Raw genomic sequence first — 16,519 nt, forward strand, 5'->3', positions numbered from 1 at the left:
GGACGATAACGTGCCGCCATGCGACTCGAAGGGCGCACCGCGCTGGTGACCGGGGGCGCCGGGGGCATCGGCGCCGCGACCGTGCGCCGGCTGGCCGCCGAGGGCGCGCGCGTCATCGCCGCCGACGTCGACCTCGAGCGGGCCGACAAGGTCGCCGCCGAGGTGGGCGCGCAGGCCGTGGCGCTCGACGTCACCGACGGCGCCGCGGTCCGGGCCGCGTTCGCGGCGGCCGGCGACATCGACATCCTGGTCAACAACGCCGGGACCGACCGCTTCGCGTTCTTCCTGGACACCGACGAGGCGCTGTGGGACCTCGTGCTCGACCTCAACCTCAAGGGCGTCCTGCACTGCACCCACGCGGTGCTGCCATCGATGCACCGGCGTGGCGGGGTCATCGTCAACGTCGCCTCCGAGGCCGGCCGCGTCGGCTCGCAGGGCTCCGTCGTGTACTCGGCCGCCAAGGCCGGGGTCATCGGGTTCACCAAGGCCATCGCGCGCGAGTCGGCCCGCTACGGGGTGCGCGTCAACGCCGTGGCGCCCGGACCGATCGAGACGCCGCTGCTGAACTCCGCGCCCGTGCAGCTGGGCGAGCTGGGCGAGCGGCTCAAGCAGGGGATGATCGACGCGACCGCGATGCGCCGCATCGGCCAGCCCGAGGAGGTCGCCGCGGCGATCGCCTACCTGGCCTCCGACGACGCCTCCTACGTCACGGGCCAGACGCTGAACGTCAGCGGCGGCCTGTCCATGTCGTGACGGAGGTCCACGAGCACGCCTTCGTCGTGCAGGGCGCGCTGGTCACCGACGTCGTCGGGACCCTGCCGGCGCCGGTGCTCTCGACCCCGGGCCTCATCGCGATGATGGAGCGCGCCGCCCAGGTCCTGGCCACCCACCACATCCCGCCGGGCACCACGACCGTCGGCTTCGAGGTGTGCATCCGCCATGTCGCCGGCGCGCCGGCCGGGGCGCACTGCGTGGCGCGCGCCACGCTGCGCGAGATCGCCGACGGCCGCAAGCTGCGCTTCGACGTCGAGGTGCTCGAGGGCGACCGCACGCTCGGCGTGGGCACGCACGAGCGCCGGGTGGTCCCCGGTGCCGCACCGCCTGCCTCGCTGCCGTGATCGCCGACATCGCCGCGCTGGCCGGGATGGCCCGCGGCTCGGCGAGCCCCGGGGAGGCCGGGGCCGCGCGCTGGGTCGCCGACCGCCTGCGCGAGCGCGGCGTGACCGACCTGCACGTGCGGACCTTCCGCGGCCAGGGCACCTACGCCTGGGCGCACGCGGCGCACGTCGCGGTCGCGCTGCTCGGCGGCCCGGCCGCGCCGGCGGCGCTGGCGTCGCTCGAGCTCGACGCCTCGGGCCGGGCGCCGTGGCTGCGCCGGGTGCTGCCCGGGCGCCCGGGCACGACCCTCGTCGCGGCCGCCGGCGATCCCGGCGCGCCCGCCACCGTCGCGTTGGTCGCCCACCTGGACACGGCGCGCACCGGCCTGGCCTGGCATCCGCGGCTGACGGGCCCCGGCGCCGCGCGGCGGCTGCGCACGCGGGCGGTCCCGCCCTACCTGGCGCCCGTGGCGGCGGGCGCGCTGCTGGCCGCCCTGCCGGGCCGCCGCCCGCGCCGGCTGGGCCGCGCGCTGCTGGCCGTCGCGCTGGCCGCCGAGCTCGACATCGCGCGATCGCCCCACGTGCCGGGCGCCAACGACAACGCGACCGGCGTCGCGGCCGCCATGGCGCTGCTGGTCGACCCGCCGCCCGGGGTCCGGTTGGTCGGCGTGTTCTGCGGCTGCGAGGAGTCGGGCATGGCCGGGATGCGCGACTGGCTGGCCGCCGAGGGCCGCGCCCTGGCGCCCGACCTCGTGCTCGGCCTCGACACGCTGGGCTGCGGGACCCCGATCGTCCTGCGCGCCGAGGCGACGCTGCTGCCCCACCGCTACCGCGCCGCCGACCTCGCGCTGGCCGACGCCGGCGCCGCGCGGGCGGGACTGCCCGCGCCGCAGCGCTGGCGCATCGGCGGCTGGACCGACGCGGTGCTCGCGCGCTTCGCCGGGCTTCCGGCGATCTCGCTGCTGTCGATCGGGCCTCAGGGGGCGTTCACGCGCTACCACCGGTCCGACGACGTGCCGGCCGGGGTGGACCTGGGCTGCGTGGAGGCCTGCCTGCGGCTGGCGCGCGGGATCGTCGAGGAGGCCGCCCTCAGCGCCCGCTGAACGCCGGCGGGCGCTTCTCGGCCACGGCGCTCGTGCCCTCCGCGAAGTCCTCGGAGCGCGCGCAGACCTCCTGGGCGCAGACCTCGAGCTCCAGCGTGACGGCCAGGGCGGGCTTGGCCGCCGCGTCGAGCACGCGCTTGGCCAGGCCGACGGCGCGCGGCGCGCAGGCCAGCAGCTCGCCCACCAGCCGGTCGGTCGCCGCGTCGAGCTCCTCGGCCGGGGCCACGCGGTTGACCAGGCCGATGCGCTCGGCCTCGACGCCGTCGACGAGCCGCGACGTCATCACGAGCTCCTTGGCGCGGCCGAGGCCGACGACCGCGGGCAGGCGCGAGCAGCCGCCCACGTCGGGCACGAGGCCGATCCGGGTCTCGACGAGCCCGATGACCGCGTCGGCGGCCATCACCCGCAGGTCGCAGGCCAGGGCGAGCTCCATCGCCCCGCCGATGCACGCCCCGTGGATCTGGGCGATCGTCGGCTTGGACATCTCCTCGAGCAGGTTCCAGGTCTCGAGGATCGTCCGCCGCGACGGCCGCAGGCCGGCCGGATCCCCCGACAGCCCGGCCAGGAAGCCGATGTCCATGCCCGAGGAGAACATGGGCCCGGCGCCCCGCACGACGACGCCGTGGACCGCCTCGTCCTCGGCCGCCGCCTGCAGCGCAGCGCGCAGGCCCAGCACGAGCTCGTCGTCGAACGCGTTGCGCTTCTGCGGGCGGTTGAGCACGACGTGGCGGACCGCGCCGCGGTCCTCGGTCAGGACGATCGACATGCGCGCAGCCTAGGCCGTCGGTGGTTAGGGTGGCGCGCCATGGCCGAGATCGAGCAGGTGGCGGTCGTCGGGTGCGGCGTCATGGGCCACGGCATCGCCCAGGTGGTCGCGACGGCGGGCTACGAGGTGGTCGTGCGCGAGGTCGACGAGGCGGCGCTGGCCCAGGGCCTGGGGCGCATCGAGGCCCAGCTGGCCCGGGCGGTGGCCAAGGGCAAGAGCACGCAGGAGGAGGCCGACGCGATCCGCGCGCGGCTGACCGGCACGACGAGCTACGCCGACCTCGCCGGTGCCGACCTCGTGATCGAGGCGATCACCGAGGACCTGCCGGCCAAGCTGGCGATGTGGCGCGAGCTGGACGTGATCGTCAAGCCCGAGGCGCTGTTCGCCACGAACACGTCGTCGCTCTCGACGGTCGGCCAGGCGGCGGTCACGTCGCGCCCCGACCGCTTCGCGGGCATCCACTTCTTCAACCCCGCCCAGGTCATGACGCTCATCGAGGTCATCCGGGCGCTGACCACCAGCGACGAGACGTTCGCCGCCGTGCAGGCCTGGCCGCCACGCTGCCCGGCAAGCTGCCGATCCCGACGCGCGACAACGCCGGGTTCATCGTCAACCGCCTGCTCATCCCCTACCTGCTCGACGGCATGCGCGCCTACGAGGAGGGCGTCGGCACGCTGGCCGAGATCGACGCGGCGATGAAGGCCGGTGCGGGGCACCCCATGGGCCCGTTCACGCTGTCGGACCTCATCGGCAACGACGTGACCGGCGCGGTCGCCGAGGCGCTGTTCGACGAGTTCCGCGAGCGCCGCTTCGCCCAGCCGCCCATCCTGCGCAAGATGCTGGCCGCGGGCTGGTACGGGCGCAAGGCCGGGATCGGCTTCTACGACTACAGGGGCGACGCGCCGGTGCCGAACCCGGGGCTGGACCGGTAGGGGCGGGGCCCTGCTCTCCGCCCTGCGCCCCAAGCCCTTCCGCGGCGACATCGTCGCCGCCGGCGTCGTGGTGCTCACGACGCTGGTCTGGGTCGTCGAGGTGCGCTTCGACCGCGCCTGGGGCGCGGGGGCCCACCTGGCCTACGCAGCCGTCGCGTGGGCGTTCGTCGCCACCCTGGCGCTGCTGGCGCCGATGGAGGGCCCGTCGCCTCGCGCCTACCAGTCGGCGCTCTACGTGGCCGCCGTGGCGCTGGCCCTGGCGGCGCTGGGCAACCTCGCGTCGCTGCTGGGCTCCGACGGGCTGACGAGCGCGGGCACCGCGACGTGGGTGCTGGGCCTCGTGGCCGCGCAGGCCCTCGTCTTCGCCGTCGGGCGCACGAGCGCCGTGGCCGCGCTGCTGGCGGCGCTGGCGGGGTCGGCGGCGCTCGTCGCGCTCGCGGCCTGGACCCTGCACCCCGGCGCAGGCACGTTCCGCTGGGTCCTGCTGGGGATCATGGCGGTCCTCACGCTCGCGGCGGTGTCCCAGCGCGACCGGCACCGGCGCCACGGTGTGGCGCTCGTCGACGCGGCGGGGATCGCGGCGCTGGCGATCGCGCTGACGTTCCTCGCGCCGCCCCTGCTGCTCATCGGCGGGCGCCAGGCGCCCGCGGGCTGGGGGTGGGAGCTGCTCATCGCCGCCGCGGGCTTCGGCCTCATCGCCTACAGCTCGGTCGACCGCCAGCCCGGCCCGGCCTACCTCGGGGTGGCGAACCTGGTGGCCTTCACCGTGATGACCTCGGGCGGCGTGAGCCGCTCGGGCGCGACGCTCGTGGGCTGGCCGATCGCCCTGGCGCTCATCGCCGTCGTGCTGCTGGTGGTCGGGCTGCGGCCCACGACGCCCGCGCCGCCGCCGCCCGACGCCGACGCGCCCGAGCCGCCGCCGTTGCCGCTGCGCTGAGCGGGGCGCGTCATCCGTCGAGCGGGTCGCCGCCGGTCAGGCCGCCGGGGGCGGCCGGAGGCGGCGTGGACCCCGGCGCGGTCCAGGGGCCGGTGGCCTCCGGCGCGCCCGTCGCCGGGGCCGAGCGCAGCGAGCCGCCCTGGGGGCCGGCGGCCAGCGCGGCGGGCGGATCGGTGAACGGCGGCCAGTCCTCGGTCAGCAGGAACATGTAGGCGTAGGCGCGCTGCTGGTAGGAGAGGCCGAGGACGATCATGTCCTGCAGGCCCTTGGGCTGGCGGCCGAGGATCACGATCACGAACCAGGCGATGAACGTGCCGACCGACCAGACGATCTGCATCGCGTAGGCGATGACGTAGACCGGGATGACGAGCAGGAACCGCAGCAGGACCTTGAGCCGGTCGTACTGCGCCTTGGCCGGCGGGATCCGGATCCGCACGGGGTAGCCCGCGGCGTCGGGCGAGAACGGCGGGTACTCGTCGGTGAGCAGCGCGACGTAGCCCGACACGGCGGTCGAGTAGCGCAGGAACCCCGCGACGAAGTCGTAGAGGCCCTGCGGCCAGCGGCCGGTGAACAGCAGCGCGAACCACGCGACGACGACCGCCAGGGCGGCGACCATTCCCCAGAGCCACAGGGCGATGTAGTGCGGGATGGCCAGCAGCGCGCGGAAGAACGTCGTCAGCCGGCTGCGACGTTCGACGTAGTCGGCCTCGAAGATGGGCTGGTCGGTCACGGAGCGACCATAGTGGGCGGCGCGGCGGCGCGGCGACGTGTCCCGCGCCAGGGACGGTCAGAGCTCGTCGGCCAGCGCGGTGAAGGCGTCGAGGGCCTCGGGGTTGGCGAGGCTGTCGCGGCTGGCCGCCGTGGTGGGGTCCTGGCCCATCAGGATGCGCTTGACGGGGACCTCGAGGACCTTGCCCGACAGGGTGCGCGGGACGGCCTTGACCTGGCGGACCTCGTTGGGGACGTGACGCGGCGAGCAGTCGGTGCGGATGCGGGTCTTGATGCGCCTGACGAGCTCGTCGGTGAGCTCGGCACCGTCGCGCAGGACGACGAACAGCGGCATGAAGCCCTCCGTCCCGGCCTTGGGCAGGTCGACGACCAGCGCGTCGACGACGTCGTCCTCGGCCAGGACGGCGCGGTAGATCTCGCTGGTGCCCATGCGGATGCCGCCGCGGTTGATGGTGGAGTCGCTGCGGCCGTAGATGATGGCCGAGCCGCGGTCGGTGATCTCGATCCAGTCGCCGTGGCGCCAGACGCCGGGGTAGTGCTCGAAGTAGGACTCGCGCAGGCGCGCGCCGTCGGGGTCGCCCCAGAAGAAGATGGGCATCGTCGGCATGGGCTGGGTGACGACGAGCTCGCCGACCTCGCCGACCAGCGGCCTGCCGTCGGGGTCCCAGGCCTGGACGTCGACGCCGAGCATCCGGGCCTGCAGCTCGCCGAGGTGGACGGGCAGCGTCGGGACGCCGCCGACGAAGGAGGTGACGACGTCGGTGCCGCCGCTGGTGGAGAACAGCCAGGTGTCGGCGCCGACGTGGTCGTAGACCCACTGGAAGCCCTCGGGGGCCAGCGGTGAGCCGGTCGACCCGATCGCTCCCAGCGCCGACAGGTCGCGGCCCTCCCCGGCGGGCTCGACGCCCTCCTTCATGCACGTGGCGATGAAGGACGCGCTGGTGCCGAAGATCGTCGTGCCGGTGTCGGCGGCCAGGTCCCAGAGGCGGTCCAGGGTCGGCGTGCCCGGGTTGCCGTCGTAGAGCACGATGGAGGCGGGCGAGAGCAGCACGCCGACCAGGAAGTTCCACATCATCCAGCCCGTCGTGGTGAACCAGAACAGGCGGTCGCCCGCCTGGGCGTCGATGTGCAGGTGCATGCCCTTGAGCTGCTCGACCAGCACGCCGCCCTGACCGTGGACGATCGGCTTGGGGAGGCCCGTGGTGCCCGAGGAGTACAGGACCCACAGCGGGTGGTCGAAGTCCAGCGGCGCGAACGTCAGCGGCTCCTGCTGGCCGACGAGGTCGCGCCAGGGCCGGGCGCCCTCCAGCTCGCCCGTGCCGAGGTAGTCGAGCAGGACGACGTGCTCCAGCGACGGCATCTCGGCGCGCAGGGCGGCGACGACGTCGCGGCGGTCGAAGTCCTTGCCGCCGTAGCGGTAGCCGTCGACGGCCAGCAGCACCTTGGGCTCGATCTGCGCGAAGCGGTCCACGACGGAGCGCGCGCCGAAGTCCGGCGAGCACGACGACCACGTCGCGCCCAGCGACGAGCACGCCAGGAACGCCGCGACGGCCTCGGGGATGTTGGGCATGTAGGCCACGACGCGGTCGCCGGGGCCCACGCCCCACAGGCGCAGCCCGGTGGCGATGCGCGCGGTCAGCTCGCGCAGCTCGCCCCAGGTCATGTGGTCGAGCTCGCGCAGCTCGGAGGCCGCCTGGATGGCCAGGTCGGCGTCCTTCTTGCCGCGGAAGACGTGCTCGGCGTAGTTGAGCGTCGCGCCGGTGAACCACTCCGCCCCGGGCATGTCGCGCGAGCCCAGCACGCGCTCGTACGGCGTGGCGGCCTGCACGTCGAAGTACTCCCAGATCGAGGCCCAGAAGCCCTCGAGGTCGTCCACCGACCACCGCCACAGCGCCGTGTAGTCGAACGGGTCGGCGCCGCCGAGCTCGACGCCGCGCGTCTCGGCGATCCAGCGCGCATAGCGCGTGATCGCCGCCGCCTCCTTGCGGTCCTCACCGGGTGACCACAGGACCTTGGGCTCGGGGGTCGCCATGGTCCGGCACTCTTGCACACGCCGTGCGCCGCGCCGTCGCCGGCGTGCGCCGCCGTCAGGAGGCGGGCGTGACGGTCAGCGTCGCGTGCATGCCGGCCGCCTCGTGGCTGACCGGCGCGGTCAGCGTGCAGTACACGTAGTACTGCCCCGCGGTCAGCGCGAGCGTGCGCGTCGTGCTCGCGCCCGGCGCGGTCTGCGGGAGGTCGACCGGCGTCCCCGTGCCGTCGAGGCGGACGACGCGCAGGTTGTGGGGGTCCTCGCCGACGTTCTGCAGCTGGAGCGTGACGCTGCCCGCGATGACCGACGCCCGCGAGAGCTGCGCCCGGTAGTCCGGCGTGTCGTCGAGCTGGACGCCGACGGCGGCCGCCGCCGGGGGCGGGGGCGGCCCGGGGTCGGGCGCCGGGTCGCCGGGTGCGGTCGGGGGCCCGGGCGCTGCGGCGGTGGGCCCCGTGGGGCCGGCGGGGTCGGCGGCGAGGTGGGCGGCGCCCGTGGGCGCGGGCCGACTGGTCGCGGCCAGCAGCGAGGCCGGGATCCAGCCCCGGCCGGCGCCGGCCTTCGTGGCCAGCGTGCGGCCGTGCGCGCGCAGGGCCTTGCGGGCGTGGTGGGCCCGTGGGTCGGGGCGGGCGTCGGCGACGGCCACGGCGCTGCCGAGGACGCCGAGGACCAGGAGCCCGGCCAGGGGTCGTGAGGGGCGCGCGATCACGGGTCTGGCCCGTTCATCGGTCGCCGGGGCCGCCCGCTCCACTCGCGCGGTGCGCGGGTGGACGGGGCCGGTAGCGTGTCGCGCGGTCATGGACGCCACCGATCTCGCCTTCGCCGGAGCCGCCGAGCAGGCCCGGCTCATCCATGCCGGGGAGGTCTCGGCGCGGGAGCTGACCGAGGTCGTGCTCACGCGCATCGAGCGCCTCGACGCCCGCCTCAACGCCTACCGCGTCGTGCTGGCCGAGCACGCGCTGGCCCAGGCCGACCAGGCCGACGCGCGGCGCAGCGCGGGGGACCGCCGCCCGCTCCTCGGGGTCCCGGTCGCGGTCAAGGACGACATCGACCTGGCCGGCGAGTCGACGGCGTGGGGGACGGCCGCGCACGCCGGGCCCGTGGCCCGCGACGCCGAGGTCGTCGCCCGCCTGCGCGGCGCCGGCGCGATCCTCGTGGGCAAGACGCACGTGCCCGAGCTGACGATGCTGCCCGCGACCGACAGCACCACGTTCGGCTCCACGCGCAACCCCTGGGACCTGGCGCGCACGCCCGGCGGCTCCAGCGGCGGCAGCGCCGCGGCCGCGGCGGCCGCGCTGTGCGGCGTCGCGCTGGGCTCCGACGGCGCCGGGTCGATCCGCAACCCGTCGGCCTGGACGGGCCTGTTCGGCCACAAGCCGACCCGCGACCTCGTCCCGATCGGCCCGCACGACGACGCCTGGCAGGGCCTGTCGGTCAACGGCCCGCTGGCCCGCACCGTCGCCGACGCGGCGCTCTTCCTCGACGCCACGACGGCCGGCGGCCCCGAGGGCGGCTTCGCCGCGGCGATCGCCGAGGAGCGGGCGCCCGCGCGGCTGCGCGTCGCGGTCAGCACGAAGGCCCCGCCCGGCGCGCTGCCGCGGCTCGGGCGCGAGGAGCGGGGCGCCGTGCACGCCACGGCGGAGCTGCTTCGCGGCCTGGGCCACGAAGTCTCCGAGCGCGACCCCGACTACCCCGCGTCGCTGTGGGCGTCGACGTCGACCCGCGTGCTGCGCGGCCTGGCCGACGACGTGCGCGCCGCGATGCCGCACCCCGAGCTGCTCGAGCGCCGCACGCGACGCGTCGCGGCCGTCGGTGCCGCGCTGCCCGAGCGCCTCGTGCGCTGGTCGCGCGCGGTGGAGGCCGAGCAGGCCCGTCGGCTGGACCGCCTCTGGGACGACGTCGACGTGCTGCTGACGCCGGCCGCCGTCGACGGCCCCTACGAGGCCGGCACGTTCGGCCGCCTCGGCGCCGTGACGTACATGGCGCGGGGTGCCGAGCGCCTGACCTGGATGCCCGTGTGGAACGTCACGGGCCAGCCGGCCTGCGCGGTCCCGTCGGGCACCGACGACGACGGGCTGCCCGTCGGGGTCCAGCTCATCGGCCGCCGCGGCACCGACGCCGTGCTGCTCGCCCTCGCCGCCCAGATCGAGCGCGCCCGGCCCTGGGCCCGCCGTCGTCCGCCCGTCGCCGCATGAGGTCGGACGTCTCAGATGCCCAGGCTCGCCGACGCGGCCGGCACGCTCGATGAGCGACGCCGGCGCCGAGCTGCTCGACATCGCCACGGAGGCCGCCCGCACCGCCGGGGCGCTCCTGCTCGAGCGCTTCGGCAGCGAGCGCGTCCTGGCGACGAAGTCCACGACGACCGACCTCGTCAGCGCCGCCGACCTCGCCGCCGAGGCGGCGATCCGCGGCGTCCTGACCCGCCGCGCGCCCGACGACGCCGTCCTGGGGGAGGAGGGCGATGACCGCGCGGGCAGCACGGGCCGCCGCTGGATCGTCGACCCGCTCGACGGGACCGTCAACTACCTCTACGGCCTGCCGCAGTGGTGCGTCAGCGTGGCCTGCGAGGGGCTGGCCGGTGTGGTCTTCGACCCGGTGCGCGACGAGCTGTTCGCCGCCACCGCCGAGGGCCCCGCGACGCTCGACGGCCAGGTGCTGGCGCCGGCGGCGCCGGAGGACCTCGGCCACGCGCTCGTGGCCACGGGCTTCGGCTACGACGCCCGGCGCCGCGCGCTGCAGGCGCAGGTCGTCGCCCGGGTGCTGCCGCGGGCGCGCGACATCCGGCGCGGCGGCGCGGCCGCCCTGGACCTGGCGTGGTGCGCGGCGGGCCGCGTCGACGCCTACTGGGAGCGCGGCGTCAACGAGTGGGACGTGGCGGCCGGCGAGCTCATCTGCGCGCGCGCCGGACTGCACGTCGAGCGCCTGGATCCGGCGGGCGAGCTGCCCTGGGGCGTGCTCGTGGCCCCCCGCCCGATCGCGCAGGAGCTCCGCGGGCTCGTCGCCTGATCAGCCCTGCAGCGCGACGCGCTCCGGGGCCAGCACGAACTTGATGCGCTGCTCGCCCTCCTGACGGAAGGGGTAGCTGTCGGCGTCGAGGTACTTCTTGGCCAGCGCGTCGATGTGGTCGTCGGCGCCCTCGTGGGTGTCCTCGACGACCTTGCCGACGAGCGAGACGAACTCGTAGGGGTTCTCGGCATTGGCGACGCTGATCGTCGCCTGGCCGGCGCGGCGCAGGTTCGCGGGCCAGCCGCGGCCCTCGGCGGAGTTGACGGTCACGCGCCCGTGGTCGTCGACGTCGGCCCAGATGACGACGCTCTGGATCGAGCCGTCCTTGCGGGGGACGGCGAGGTGGGCGAAGTTCTTGTCGGCGACGATCTCGCGTGCGCGTCCGTCCAGCGTGTCGGCCATGGGGGCCTCCTTGGAATGGGGGGAAGGTCGTCCTCCAATCTATCCACCGGCGGACCGCGGTCCCCTTCTCCGGCCGGCTACCCGTGGCCGGCGGCGCCCCGCCGCGTGCGTAGCCGGCCGCGGCGCGCGCCACCGAGGCGGGCACCGTCGACGGGTCGTCGCTCGAGGACCGCAGCGGCCCGGAGCCCGGCAGGTCGGCTCGACGTGCAGATCACCGGGCGCCCGCGTGCGGCGTCCCCGGTGTCGGCCAGCCGGGCAGCGCGGCGGCGACCCCGGCCGGCAGCGTGGCGATCAGGCGGCGCCCGCCTGGGCCACGAGCGGGGCGGTGCGGTAGGGGATCTGGCGGCTCAGCGCGATGTAGCTCGTCGAGCGCCGGATGGCGTTGTTGGACAACAGCTGGTTGACGATGGCCTGCAGGTGCTCGGTGTCGCGCGCGACGATCCGGCACAGCAGATCGCTCGGTCCGCTGGTCGCGGTGGCCTCCAGGACCTCCGGGGTCGCGCCGAGGACGGTGATCGCCTCCGTCAGCCGCCCCTGGGCGATCTGCAGGAAGACGAACGCGAGCACGGGGTAGCCGAGCCGTGCCGGGTCCACGTCGGGCCCGAAGCCGCGCACCACCCCGCGCCCCTCGAGCTTGGCCAGGCGGGCCTGCACCGTGCCGCGGGCGACGCCGAGCCGGCGCGCCGCCTCCATGAGCCCCAGGCGCGGCTCGTCGTCCAGCAGGGCGATGAGACGGGCGTCCAGGGCATCGATCGAGCTGGTCGACATGACCAGAGGATACGGCCGTAGCATGGTCGGTATTGGGCAGAATGGCAGCTTCTGCTGCGCGCTCTTGCCAACCGACGACCGGGGTGGTGTCCTGGGTGGCCATGTTCGAAGAGGGCCAGCTCTACTCGCCGGTGACGCGCGACGGCGACGGCACGGTCGAGGTCCACCTCGGTGAGGACCACCCCGGCTTCCACGACGCCGTCTACCGCGCCCCGCGCAACGCGATCGCCGAGGTGGCGATGGCCTGGGCGCCGGGCCGGCCGCTGCCCGACATCGCCTACACCGAGGCCGAGGACGGGATCTGGCGCGTCGTCTCGCGCGAGCTGCACGACCGCCACGAGCGCTACGCCTGCCGGGAGTACCTCGAGGTCAAGGCGGCGCTCGGCCTGCCCGAGGACCGCGTGCCCCAGCTGCGCGAGGTGACCGTCGGCCTGGAGGCGCTGTCGGGCTTCACCTACCGCCCGGCGCCGGGCCTGGTCGAGCTGCGGGAGTTCTACGAGGCGCTCGGCGAGGGCGTCTTCCACTCGACCCAGTACGTGCGCCACCCGTCCGAGCCGTTGTACACGCCCGAGCCCGACGTCATCCACGAGGTCATCGGCCACGGCAACATGCTGGCCAGCCCGCGCCTCGCGGCGCTCAAGCGCGAGGCCGGCCGCGCCGCCCGGCGGGTGGAGACCGCCGAGGCGCTGCAGGCCATCGCCGACGTCTTCTGGTTCACGATGGAGTTCGGCGTGCTGCGCGAGAGCGGCGACCTGCGCGCCTACGGCGCCGGGATCCTGTCGAGCTACGGCGAGATCGAGGAGTTCCGGCAGATGGAGATCCGCCCGCTGGACTTCGCCGAGATGGCGACGATCGACTACGACATCACGCGCTACCAGCCCGTCCTGTACTGCGCGGAGTCCCTCGACCATCTCGAGGACGCGGTCGGCGGCTTCTTCGCCGGGGCCGACGACGACACCCCCGCGCGGCTGCGCGCGACCGCCGGCGCCCTGAAGTAGCACAGGCCCCCGAGAACCTCTCCGGTGTCCTCGGGGCCTGTCGCCCTGTCCCGAGGGCGTCACGCGCGCACCGTAGTTGAGCGCGTTGGCGCTCACCGCTGCACGACGCGTGCACATAGCCCGAACGGGCGGTCGGCGTTCAGACGCCGTTCATACCCGGGGTGGGATTCGAACCCACACGCCCCTACGGACAAAGGATTTTGAGTCCTTCGCGTCTACCGTTCCGCCACCCGGGCCCGCGGCGGTCAGTCTAGGCGAGGTGCGGGTGCGCGCCGGGCCGCGGGGCCCGCGGGACGGGGTTGCGCTCGACCTCGACGTTCCACGCCTGGCCGAAGCCGCGCATCGCGAACGCGATGAGCAGCACCTGGACGGGGATCAGGATCACGCAGATCGCGCCGAGGGTCGCCGCGTCGATCGACGACGGCGCGAAGCCCGCATGGTCGCGGTCGAACCAGCCCGGCGCGGCGACCGCGCCGAAGATGGCCAGGATGATCGCCAGCGCCGCGGCGACCGGCAGCACGCCGCGGTTCCACCGGGCAACGTAGACCGCCATCACGAGGTAGACGAGCTCGTAGCCGATGAGCACGGCCTTCGTGCCCTGCAGCTGGTCCCAGCCGCCGGCGGTCACCAGCAGCATGAGGACGACGGAGACCAGGAGGAGCGCCAGCACGACCAGCCGCGTGGCCTTGCTGGCGGCCTTGTCGCGGTTGGGGTGGTCGATGATGACGGTGCTCTCCTCGGCCATCAGCGCGCGACCATACAATCCCGGGCGGGTGCGCGCGACGATCGGTCGTCGCCGGCCCGCCGGCGGGCGTGGCGGAACTGGTAGACGCGCGAGGTTTAGGTCCTCGTGGCCATCGGCTGTGGGGGTTCGAGTCCCTCCGCCCGCATGCGGGGTCGTCCTGCGTGAAAGGCCGCAGCACGACGCGGGACCAGCACTGATGCGGCGGGAGGGCCGGCGGCCGAGCATCCGGGGCCATGATCGCGCCATCACCCATCGGACATCCCGCCGGCCGCCGGCGACCCAGGGCGAACATCGGCCGGATCCTGCTGGGCCTCGTGGTGGTCAGCATCGGCGTGCTGTTCCTGCTCGACAGCGCGGGCGTCCTGCGCGCCGGCGATGCGATCGACCACTGGTGGCCCGTCGCCGTCGTCGTCCTCGGCGCGCTCCAGCTCGCGCAGCGGCCGGGATCGCTCACCGGCCGCTGCTGCTCATCGTCGCCGGCGGGGTCGCGCTGCTGTTCACGACCGACGCCGTCCACGGGGACGTGTGGGCCTACCTCTGGCCGATCGCGGTCATCGCCGCCGGGATCATGGTCCTCGGCCACCGGCGAGGCGCGGGCGCGCTGCCGGCCGGCGTCGCGCGCGATGACACCATCGTCGCCACGGGCATCTTCGGCGGCCCGAGCGTCGCCAGCAGCTCCCAGCGGTTCCACAGCGCGTCGCTGACCGCGATCTTCGGCGGCGTCACGCTCGACCTCAGGCACGCGACACCGGCTCCGGACGGCGCGACGATCACCGCGACAGCGGCCTTCGGCGGCATCGACATCCTCGTCCCCCGCGGCTGGCGCATCACGACGAGCAGCACGCCGCTCTTCGCCGGCGTCGAGGACAAGACGGAGGCCGCAGGCGAGCTCGGCCAGGACGCTCCGCGCCTGCACGTCGACGCGCTCGCGCTGTTCGGCGGCATCGCGATCAAGCACGACAAGCACTAGGGACGGCGGCCGATGCGTGTCGAGCACGTCTCCTTCTCCCGCGCCACCGTCGCCGACCAGGCGGCCATCGAGAGCTACCTGAGGCGGGCGTACCGGCTCGGCGGCGCCTTCGAGCCCGCCGGGCTCACAGCCGGCGCAGCATGAGGTGCAGGCCCACGAGGCCGCGCTCCGGATGGCGAAAGGCCTCCGGGACGGTCGCGAGCACCTCGAAGCCGAGCGCGCGCCACAGCGCCATCGCGGCGGTGTTCGTCTCGACGACCGCGTTGAACTGCATCGCGCGGTAGCCGGCGTCGGTCGCCCAGGCGATCGCGTGCTCGCCCAGCGCGCGGCCGACCCCGCGCCCCTGGGCCGCCGGGTCGACCATGAAGCTCGCGGTCGCCACGTGTGCGCCGTTGCCGCCGCGGTTGGGCCCCATCTTGGCCGAGCCGAGCACGGCGCCGGCGTCGTCGACGGCCACCACCGTGCGGCCGGGCGGCGCCTCCATCCACAGCGCGCGGCCCGCGTCGGCGTCGAGGTCGGCGTCGTAGGCATAGGTCTCGCCCGCGCGCACGATCGCGGCGAAGAACGGCCAGATCGCCGCCCAGTCGGCGGGGATGGCCTCGCGGATCCGCATGCCGGCCATGGTGGCACGCGCTCCGGTGCGGCCGCCCCTTAGGCTTGCGCGCGCCATGACCGCCCGCACCCGCCGCCTCGCCGCCTGCGTCCTCGCGGGCCTCGCCGTGGTCGTCCCCGCCGCCTCGGCCAAGGACAGCTTCGTCGCGTTCCGGACGCCGTCGGGCTCCATCGGCTGCATCTACAGCCTCGTCGGCGGCGTGCGAGCGCTGCGCTGCGACGTGCGCGGCGTCGTCGATCCGCCGGCGCGGCCCAAGTCCTGCGATCTCGACTACGGCAGCGCGTTCCTGCTCGGGACCACCGGACGGGCCCGGCGCCTGTGCGCCGGGGACACCGCGCTGGACCCCAAGGCCAACGTGCTGGCCTACGGCCACCAGCGCCGGCTCGGTCCGTTCACGTGCACGTCGCGGCGCACCGGGCTGCGCTGCGCGACGCACGCCGGCCACGGCTTCGAGCTCTCGCGCCAGGCTCAGCGGCTGTTCTAGGGCCGGGGCAGCGTGAACCAGGAGGCCGCGCCGGCGCCCGGCGGCAGGCGGCCGAAGATCGCCGGCGCCGCATCCAGCCGTGCCGGGCCGAGGTCGTGTCCGATGCACCATCCGGGGACCAGGGGATCGGCGCACGCGGTCCCGCTGGGGTCGCGTCCGAGGCCCGCGACCCACGCGGGTTTGACGTACTCCATGGTCCCCTGGGAGGTTGCTGACGCCAGCATCGCGGGGAGCGCTGGACCATTGGGGCCGCTGGGGATGCCGGATCGTTCATGACGTGCCGCCTGATGCTCTACCGTCGCGTCGTGTGTCCGAGATGAGTCGCAGGATCGTGGTGGTCGAAGACCATCCCACGGTTCGGGAGGGCCTGTGCCTGGTCCTCGAACGGGAGGGGTACGCGGTCGTGGGCCGCGCCGGGACGGCCGAGGAGGGCCACGCCGCGATCGTCGGATCCGACCCTGACCTCGCGCTCATCGACGTCCAGCTGCCCGACGGCAGCGGCATCGAGCTGACCCGGAGGCTGCTGCGCCGCGACAACCGCCTGGGCGTGCTCCTCTACACGGGCAGCGACGACGGCGACCTGCTCGAGCACGCGCTCGAGAGCGGGGCCCGCGGGTGCACGCACAAGGCCTCGGCGCCGGAGACGACCCTGAAGGCGGTGCGAGCCGTGGCCGCGGGCGGCACGTTCATCGATCCGAGCATCCGCGAGCGGCTGATGCTGCGCGCGACGCCGCCCCAGCGCGTGCTCACCGTGCGTGAGCGCGAGGTCCTCAGCCGCCTGGCCGAGGGCCAGTCGATCGACGACATCGCGGCGGAGCTGGTGCTGTCGGTCGAGACCATCCGCACCCACGTCCGCAACGCGATGGGCAAGCTCAGCACGCGCACCCGCGCGCACGCGATCGTCGTCGCGCTGCGCCGGGGCGAGCTCGAGCTCTAGGACGGC

22 protein-coding genes, 2 tRNA genes and 1 pseudogene are annotated in these 16,519 nt (G+C 75.0%); 15 read left to right on the forward strand and 10 right to left on the reverse strand.

Going from position 1 to position 16,519, the window contains the following annotated elements:
* Nucleotides 1-18: 18 nt before the first annotated feature.
* The 3 genes from FSW04_RS11725 to FSW04_RS11735 are packed head-to-tail and all read left to right on the forward strand — an operon-like array spanning nt 19 to nt 2,200.
* On the forward strand, nt 19-753 hold the full coding sequence (locus FSW04_RS11725) for an SDR family NAD(P)-dependent oxidoreductase (protein WP_146919415.1): 735 nt from the start codon (nt 19-21) through the stop codon (nt 751-753).
* Entirely contained in the window at nt 750-1,118 is a 369-nt protein-coding gene (locus tag FSW04_RS11730; protein WP_146919417.1) for a thioesterase family protein, read from the forward strand. Before FSW04_RS11725 ends, FSW04_RS11730 begins: the two co-directional genes overlap by 4 nt.
* On the forward strand, nt 1,115-2,200 hold the full coding sequence (locus FSW04_RS11735) for a M28 family peptidase (RefSeq protein WP_146919419.1): 1,086 nt from the start codon (nt 1,115-1,117) through the stop codon (nt 2,198-2,200). The genes FSW04_RS11730 and FSW04_RS11735 overlap by 4 nt, the downstream gene beginning before the upstream one ends.
* On the opposite strand, the gene FSW04_RS11740 is transcribed toward FSW04_RS11735, so the two are convergent.
* A complete protein-coding gene (locus FSW04_RS11740) occupies nt 2,187-2,966 on the reverse strand; it encodes an enoyl-CoA hydratase/isomerase family protein (protein ID WP_146919421.1) in 780 nt (259 codons plus the stop codon). The two genes, FSW04_RS11735 and FSW04_RS11740, sit on opposite strands and share 14 nt — an antisense overlap.
* 39 nt (nt 2,967-3,005) lie before the next feature.
* Here FSW04_RS11740 and FSW04_RS11745 point away from each other — a divergent pair, with 39 nt between their 5' ends.
* The 3 genes from FSW04_RS11745 to FSW04_RS11750 all read left to right on the forward strand — a co-directional run bounded on the left by FSW04_RS11745 (nt 3,006) and on the right by FSW04_RS11750 (nt 4,835).
* Nucleotides 3,006-3,665, forward strand: a complete 660-nt coding sequence (locus FSW04_RS11745; RefSeq protein ID WP_228431173.1) for a 3-hydroxyacyl-CoA dehydrogenase family protein — start codon at nt 3,006-3,008, stop codon at nt 3,663-3,665.
* The gene (locus tag FSW04_RS27105; protein ID WP_267128305.1) at nt 3,611-3,898 is read left to right on the forward strand and encodes a 3-hydroxyacyl-CoA dehydrogenase family protein; all 288 of its coding nucleotides are present in this window, start codon (nt 3,611-3,613) and stop codon (nt 3,896-3,898) included. Before FSW04_RS11745 ends, FSW04_RS27105 begins: the two co-directional genes overlap by 55 nt.
* Before the next feature lie 70 nt (nt 3,899-3,968).
* Nucleotides 3,969-4,835 (forward strand): hypothetical protein, encoded by an 867-nt coding sequence (locus FSW04_RS11750; protein ID WP_146919423.1) that lies wholly within the window; start codon nt 3,969-3,971, stop codon nt 4,833-4,835.
* A 10-nt stretch (nt 4,836-4,845) separates the two neighbouring features.
* Here FSW04_RS11750 and FSW04_RS11755 read toward each other — a convergent pair whose 3' ends face one another.
* From FSW04_RS11755 to FSW04_RS11765, 3 genes are read right to left on the reverse strand one after another with little or no spacing between them, the layout of a single operon-like run.
* Entirely contained in the window at nt 4,846-5,565 is a 720-nt protein-coding gene (locus FSW04_RS11755) for a DUF4389 domain-containing protein (RefSeq protein WP_146919425.1), read from the reverse strand.
* 57 nt (nt 5,566-5,622) lie between these two features.
* Complete coding sequence (locus FSW04_RS11760; protein WP_146919427.1) at nt 5,623-7,596, reverse strand: acetoacetate--CoA ligase; 1,974 nt, start codon at nt 7,594-7,596, stop codon at nt 5,623-5,625.
* Between the two features lie 55 nt (nt 7,597-7,651).
* A complete protein-coding gene (locus FSW04_RS11765) occupies nt 7,652-8,299 on the reverse strand; it encodes a cupredoxin domain-containing protein (RefSeq protein WP_146919429.1) in 648 nt (215 codons plus the stop codon).
* Between the two features lie 88 nt (nt 8,300-8,387).
* Between FSW04_RS11765 and FSW04_RS11770 the strand changes: the two genes are divergently transcribed.
* Together FSW04_RS11770 and FSW04_RS11775 are read left to right on the forward strand one after the other, a co-directional pair.
* On the forward strand, nt 8,388-9,785 hold the full coding sequence (locus FSW04_RS11770; RefSeq protein ID WP_146919432.1) for an amidase: 1,398 nt from the start codon (nt 8,388-8,390) through the stop codon (nt 9,783-9,785).
* Between the two features lie 49 nt (nt 9,786-9,834).
* Nucleotides 9,835-10,596 (forward strand): inositol monophosphatase family protein, encoded by a 762-nt coding sequence (locus FSW04_RS11775; protein ID WP_146919434.1) that lies wholly within the window; start codon nt 9,835-9,837, stop codon nt 10,594-10,596.
* Here FSW04_RS11775 and FSW04_RS11780 read toward each other — a convergent pair whose 3' ends face one another.
* Nucleotides 10,597-10,998: a pyridoxamine 5'-phosphate oxidase family protein gene (locus tag FSW04_RS11780; RefSeq protein ID WP_146919436.1), complete on the reverse strand. Its 402-nt coding sequence runs from the start codon at nt 10,996-10,998 to the stop codon at nt 10,597-10,599.
* 291 nt (nt 10,999-11,289) lie between these two features.
* Nucleotides 11,290-11,766, reverse strand: coding sequence for an Lrp/AsnC family transcriptional regulator (locus FSW04_RS11785; RefSeq protein ID WP_146919438.1), 477 nt, complete (start codon nt 11,764-11,766; stop codon nt 11,290-11,292).
* A 101-nt stretch (nt 11,767-11,867) separates the two neighbouring features.
* Between FSW04_RS11785 and FSW04_RS11790 the strand changes: the two genes are divergently transcribed.
* Nucleotides 11,868-12,764 (forward strand): phenylalanine 4-monooxygenase, encoded by an 897-nt coding sequence (locus tag FSW04_RS11790; protein WP_146919440.1) that lies wholly within the window; start codon nt 11,868-11,870, stop codon nt 12,762-12,764.
* A 153-nt stretch (nt 12,765-12,917) separates the two neighbouring features.
* Here FSW04_RS11790 and FSW04_RS11795 read toward each other — a convergent pair.
* Together FSW04_RS11795 and FSW04_RS11800 are read right to left on the reverse strand one after the other, a co-directional pair.
* A tRNA-Leu gene (locus FSW04_RS11795) sits at nt 12,918-13,000 on the reverse strand.
* A 14-nt stretch (nt 13,001-13,014) separates the two neighbouring features.
* Complete coding sequence (locus tag FSW04_RS11800) at nt 13,015-13,509, reverse strand: hypothetical protein (RefSeq protein WP_146919442.1); 495 nt, start codon at nt 13,507-13,509, stop codon at nt 13,015-13,017.
* A 62-nt stretch (nt 13,510-13,571) separates the two neighbouring features.
* Between FSW04_RS11800 and FSW04_RS11805 the strand changes: the two genes are divergently transcribed.
* The 4 genes and pseudogenes from FSW04_RS11805 to FSW04_RS27830 all read left to right on the forward strand — a co-directional run bounded on the left by FSW04_RS11805 (nt 13,572) and on the right by FSW04_RS27830 (nt 14,623).
* A tRNA-Leu gene (locus FSW04_RS11805) sits at nt 13,572-13,654 on the forward strand.
* 88 nt (nt 13,655-13,742) lie between these two features.
* Nucleotides 13,743-13,892: pseudogene (locus FSW04_RS28470) on the forward strand (hypothetical protein); the annotation flags it as partial.
* An 8-nt stretch (nt 13,893-13,900) separates the two neighbouring features.
* Complete coding sequence (locus FSW04_RS11810; protein WP_187369441.1) at nt 13,901-14,479, forward strand: LiaI-LiaF-like domain-containing protein; 579 nt, start codon at nt 13,901-13,903, stop codon at nt 14,477-14,479.
* A 12-nt stretch (nt 14,480-14,491) separates the two neighbouring features.
* Entirely contained in the window at nt 14,492-14,623 is a 132-nt protein-coding gene (locus FSW04_RS27830) for a hypothetical protein (RefSeq protein ID WP_267128306.1), read from the forward strand.
* On the opposite strand, the gene FSW04_RS11815 is transcribed toward FSW04_RS27830, so the two are convergent.
* A complete protein-coding gene (locus FSW04_RS11815) occupies nt 14,604-15,092 on the reverse strand; it encodes a GNAT family N-acetyltransferase (protein ID WP_146923684.1) in 489 nt (162 codons plus the stop codon). The two genes, FSW04_RS27830 and FSW04_RS11815, sit on opposite strands and share 20 nt — an antisense overlap.
* 55 nt (nt 15,093-15,147) lie before the next feature.
* On the opposite strand from FSW04_RS11815, the gene FSW04_RS11820 reads away from it, so the two are divergent.
* Nucleotides 15,148-15,576 (forward strand): DUF6636 domain-containing protein, encoded by a 429-nt coding sequence (locus tag FSW04_RS11820; RefSeq protein WP_146919446.1) that lies wholly within the window; start codon nt 15,148-15,150, stop codon nt 15,574-15,576.
* On the opposite strand, the gene FSW04_RS11825 is transcribed toward FSW04_RS11820, so the two are convergent.
* Complete coding sequence (locus FSW04_RS11825) at nt 15,573-15,770, reverse strand: hypothetical protein (protein ID WP_146919448.1); 198 nt, start codon at nt 15,768-15,770, stop codon at nt 15,573-15,575. The two genes, FSW04_RS11820 and FSW04_RS11825, sit on opposite strands and share 4 nt — an antisense overlap.
* A 122-nt stretch (nt 15,771-15,892) precedes the next feature.
* On the opposite strand from FSW04_RS11825, the gene FSW04_RS11830 reads away from it, so the two are divergent.
* The gene (locus FSW04_RS11830) at nt 15,893-16,513 is read left to right on the forward strand and encodes a response regulator transcription factor (RefSeq protein ID WP_228431260.1); all 621 of its coding nucleotides are present in this window, start codon (nt 15,893-15,895) and stop codon (nt 16,511-16,513) included.
* Nucleotides 16,514-16,519: the final 6 nt, after the last annotated feature.

This window comes from Baekduia soli, from assembly GCF_007970665.1.
Lineage (GTDB): Bacteria > Actinomycetota > Thermoleophilia > Solirubrobacterales > Solirubrobacteraceae > Baekduia > Baekduia soli.

Excerpts from the sequence above, each read along its gene's own strand:
- FSW04_RS11760 (WP_146919427.1), bottom strand. The coding sequence starts at position 7,596 with ATGGCGACCCCCGAGCCCAAGGTCCTGTGGTCACCCGGTGAGGACCGC.
- FSW04_RS11780 (WP_146919436.1), bottom strand. The coding sequence starts at position 10,998 with ATGGCCGACACGCTGGACGGACGCGCACGCGAGATCGTCGCCGACAAG.
- FSW04_RS27830 (WP_267128306.1), top strand. The coding sequence starts at position 14,492 with ATGCGTGTCGAGCACGTCTCCTTCTCCCGCGCCACCGTCGCCGACCAG.
- FSW04_RS11825 (WP_146919448.1), bottom strand. The coding sequence starts at position 15,770 with ATGGAGTACGTCAAACCCGCGTGGGTCGCGGGCCTCGGACGCGACCCC.
- FSW04_RS11790 (WP_146919440.1), top strand. The coding sequence starts at position 11,868 with ATGTTCGAAGAGGGCCAGCTCTACTCGCCGGTGACGCGCGACGGCGAC.
- FSW04_RS11830 (WP_228431260.1), top strand. The coding sequence starts at position 15,893 with ATGAGTCGCAGGATCGTGGTGGTCGAAGACCATCCCACGGTTCGGGAG.
- FSW04_RS11815 (WP_146923684.1), bottom strand. The coding sequence starts at position 15,092 with ATGCGGATCCGCGAGGCCATCCCCGCCGACTGGGCGGCGATCTGGCCG.
- FSW04_RS11785 (WP_146919438.1), bottom strand. The coding sequence starts at position 11,766 with ATGTCGACCAGCTCGATCGATGCCCTGGACGCCCGTCTCATCGCCCTG.
- FSW04_RS27105 (WP_267128305.1), top strand. The coding sequence starts at position 3,611 with ATGCGCGCCTACGAGGAGGGCGTCGGCACGCTGGCCGAGATCGACGCG.
- FSW04_RS11820 (WP_146919446.1), top strand. The coding sequence starts at position 15,148 with ATGACCGCCCGCACCCGCCGCCTCGCCGCCTGCGTCCTCGCGGGCCTC.
- FSW04_RS11745 (WP_228431173.1), top strand. The coding sequence starts at position 3,006 with ATGGCCGAGATCGAGCAGGTGGCGGTCGTCGGGTGCGGCGTCATGGGC.
- FSW04_RS11740 (WP_146919421.1), bottom strand. The coding sequence starts at position 2,966 with ATGTCGATCGTCCTGACCGAGGACCGCGGCGCGGTCCGCCACGTCGTG.
- FSW04_RS11800 (WP_146919442.1), bottom strand. The coding sequence starts at position 13,509 with ATGGCCGAGGAGAGCACCGTCATCATCGACCACCCCAACCGCGACAAG.
- FSW04_RS11725 (WP_146919415.1), top strand. The coding sequence starts at position 19 with ATGCGACTCGAAGGGCGCACCGCGCTGGTGACCGGGGGCGCCGGGGGC.
- FSW04_RS11775 (WP_146919434.1), top strand. The coding sequence starts at position 9,835 with ATGAGCGACGCCGGCGCCGAGCTGCTCGACATCGCCACGGAGGCCGCC.
- FSW04_RS11770 (WP_146919432.1), top strand. The coding sequence starts at position 8,388 with ATGGACGCCACCGATCTCGCCTTCGCCGGAGCCGCCGAGCAGGCCCGG.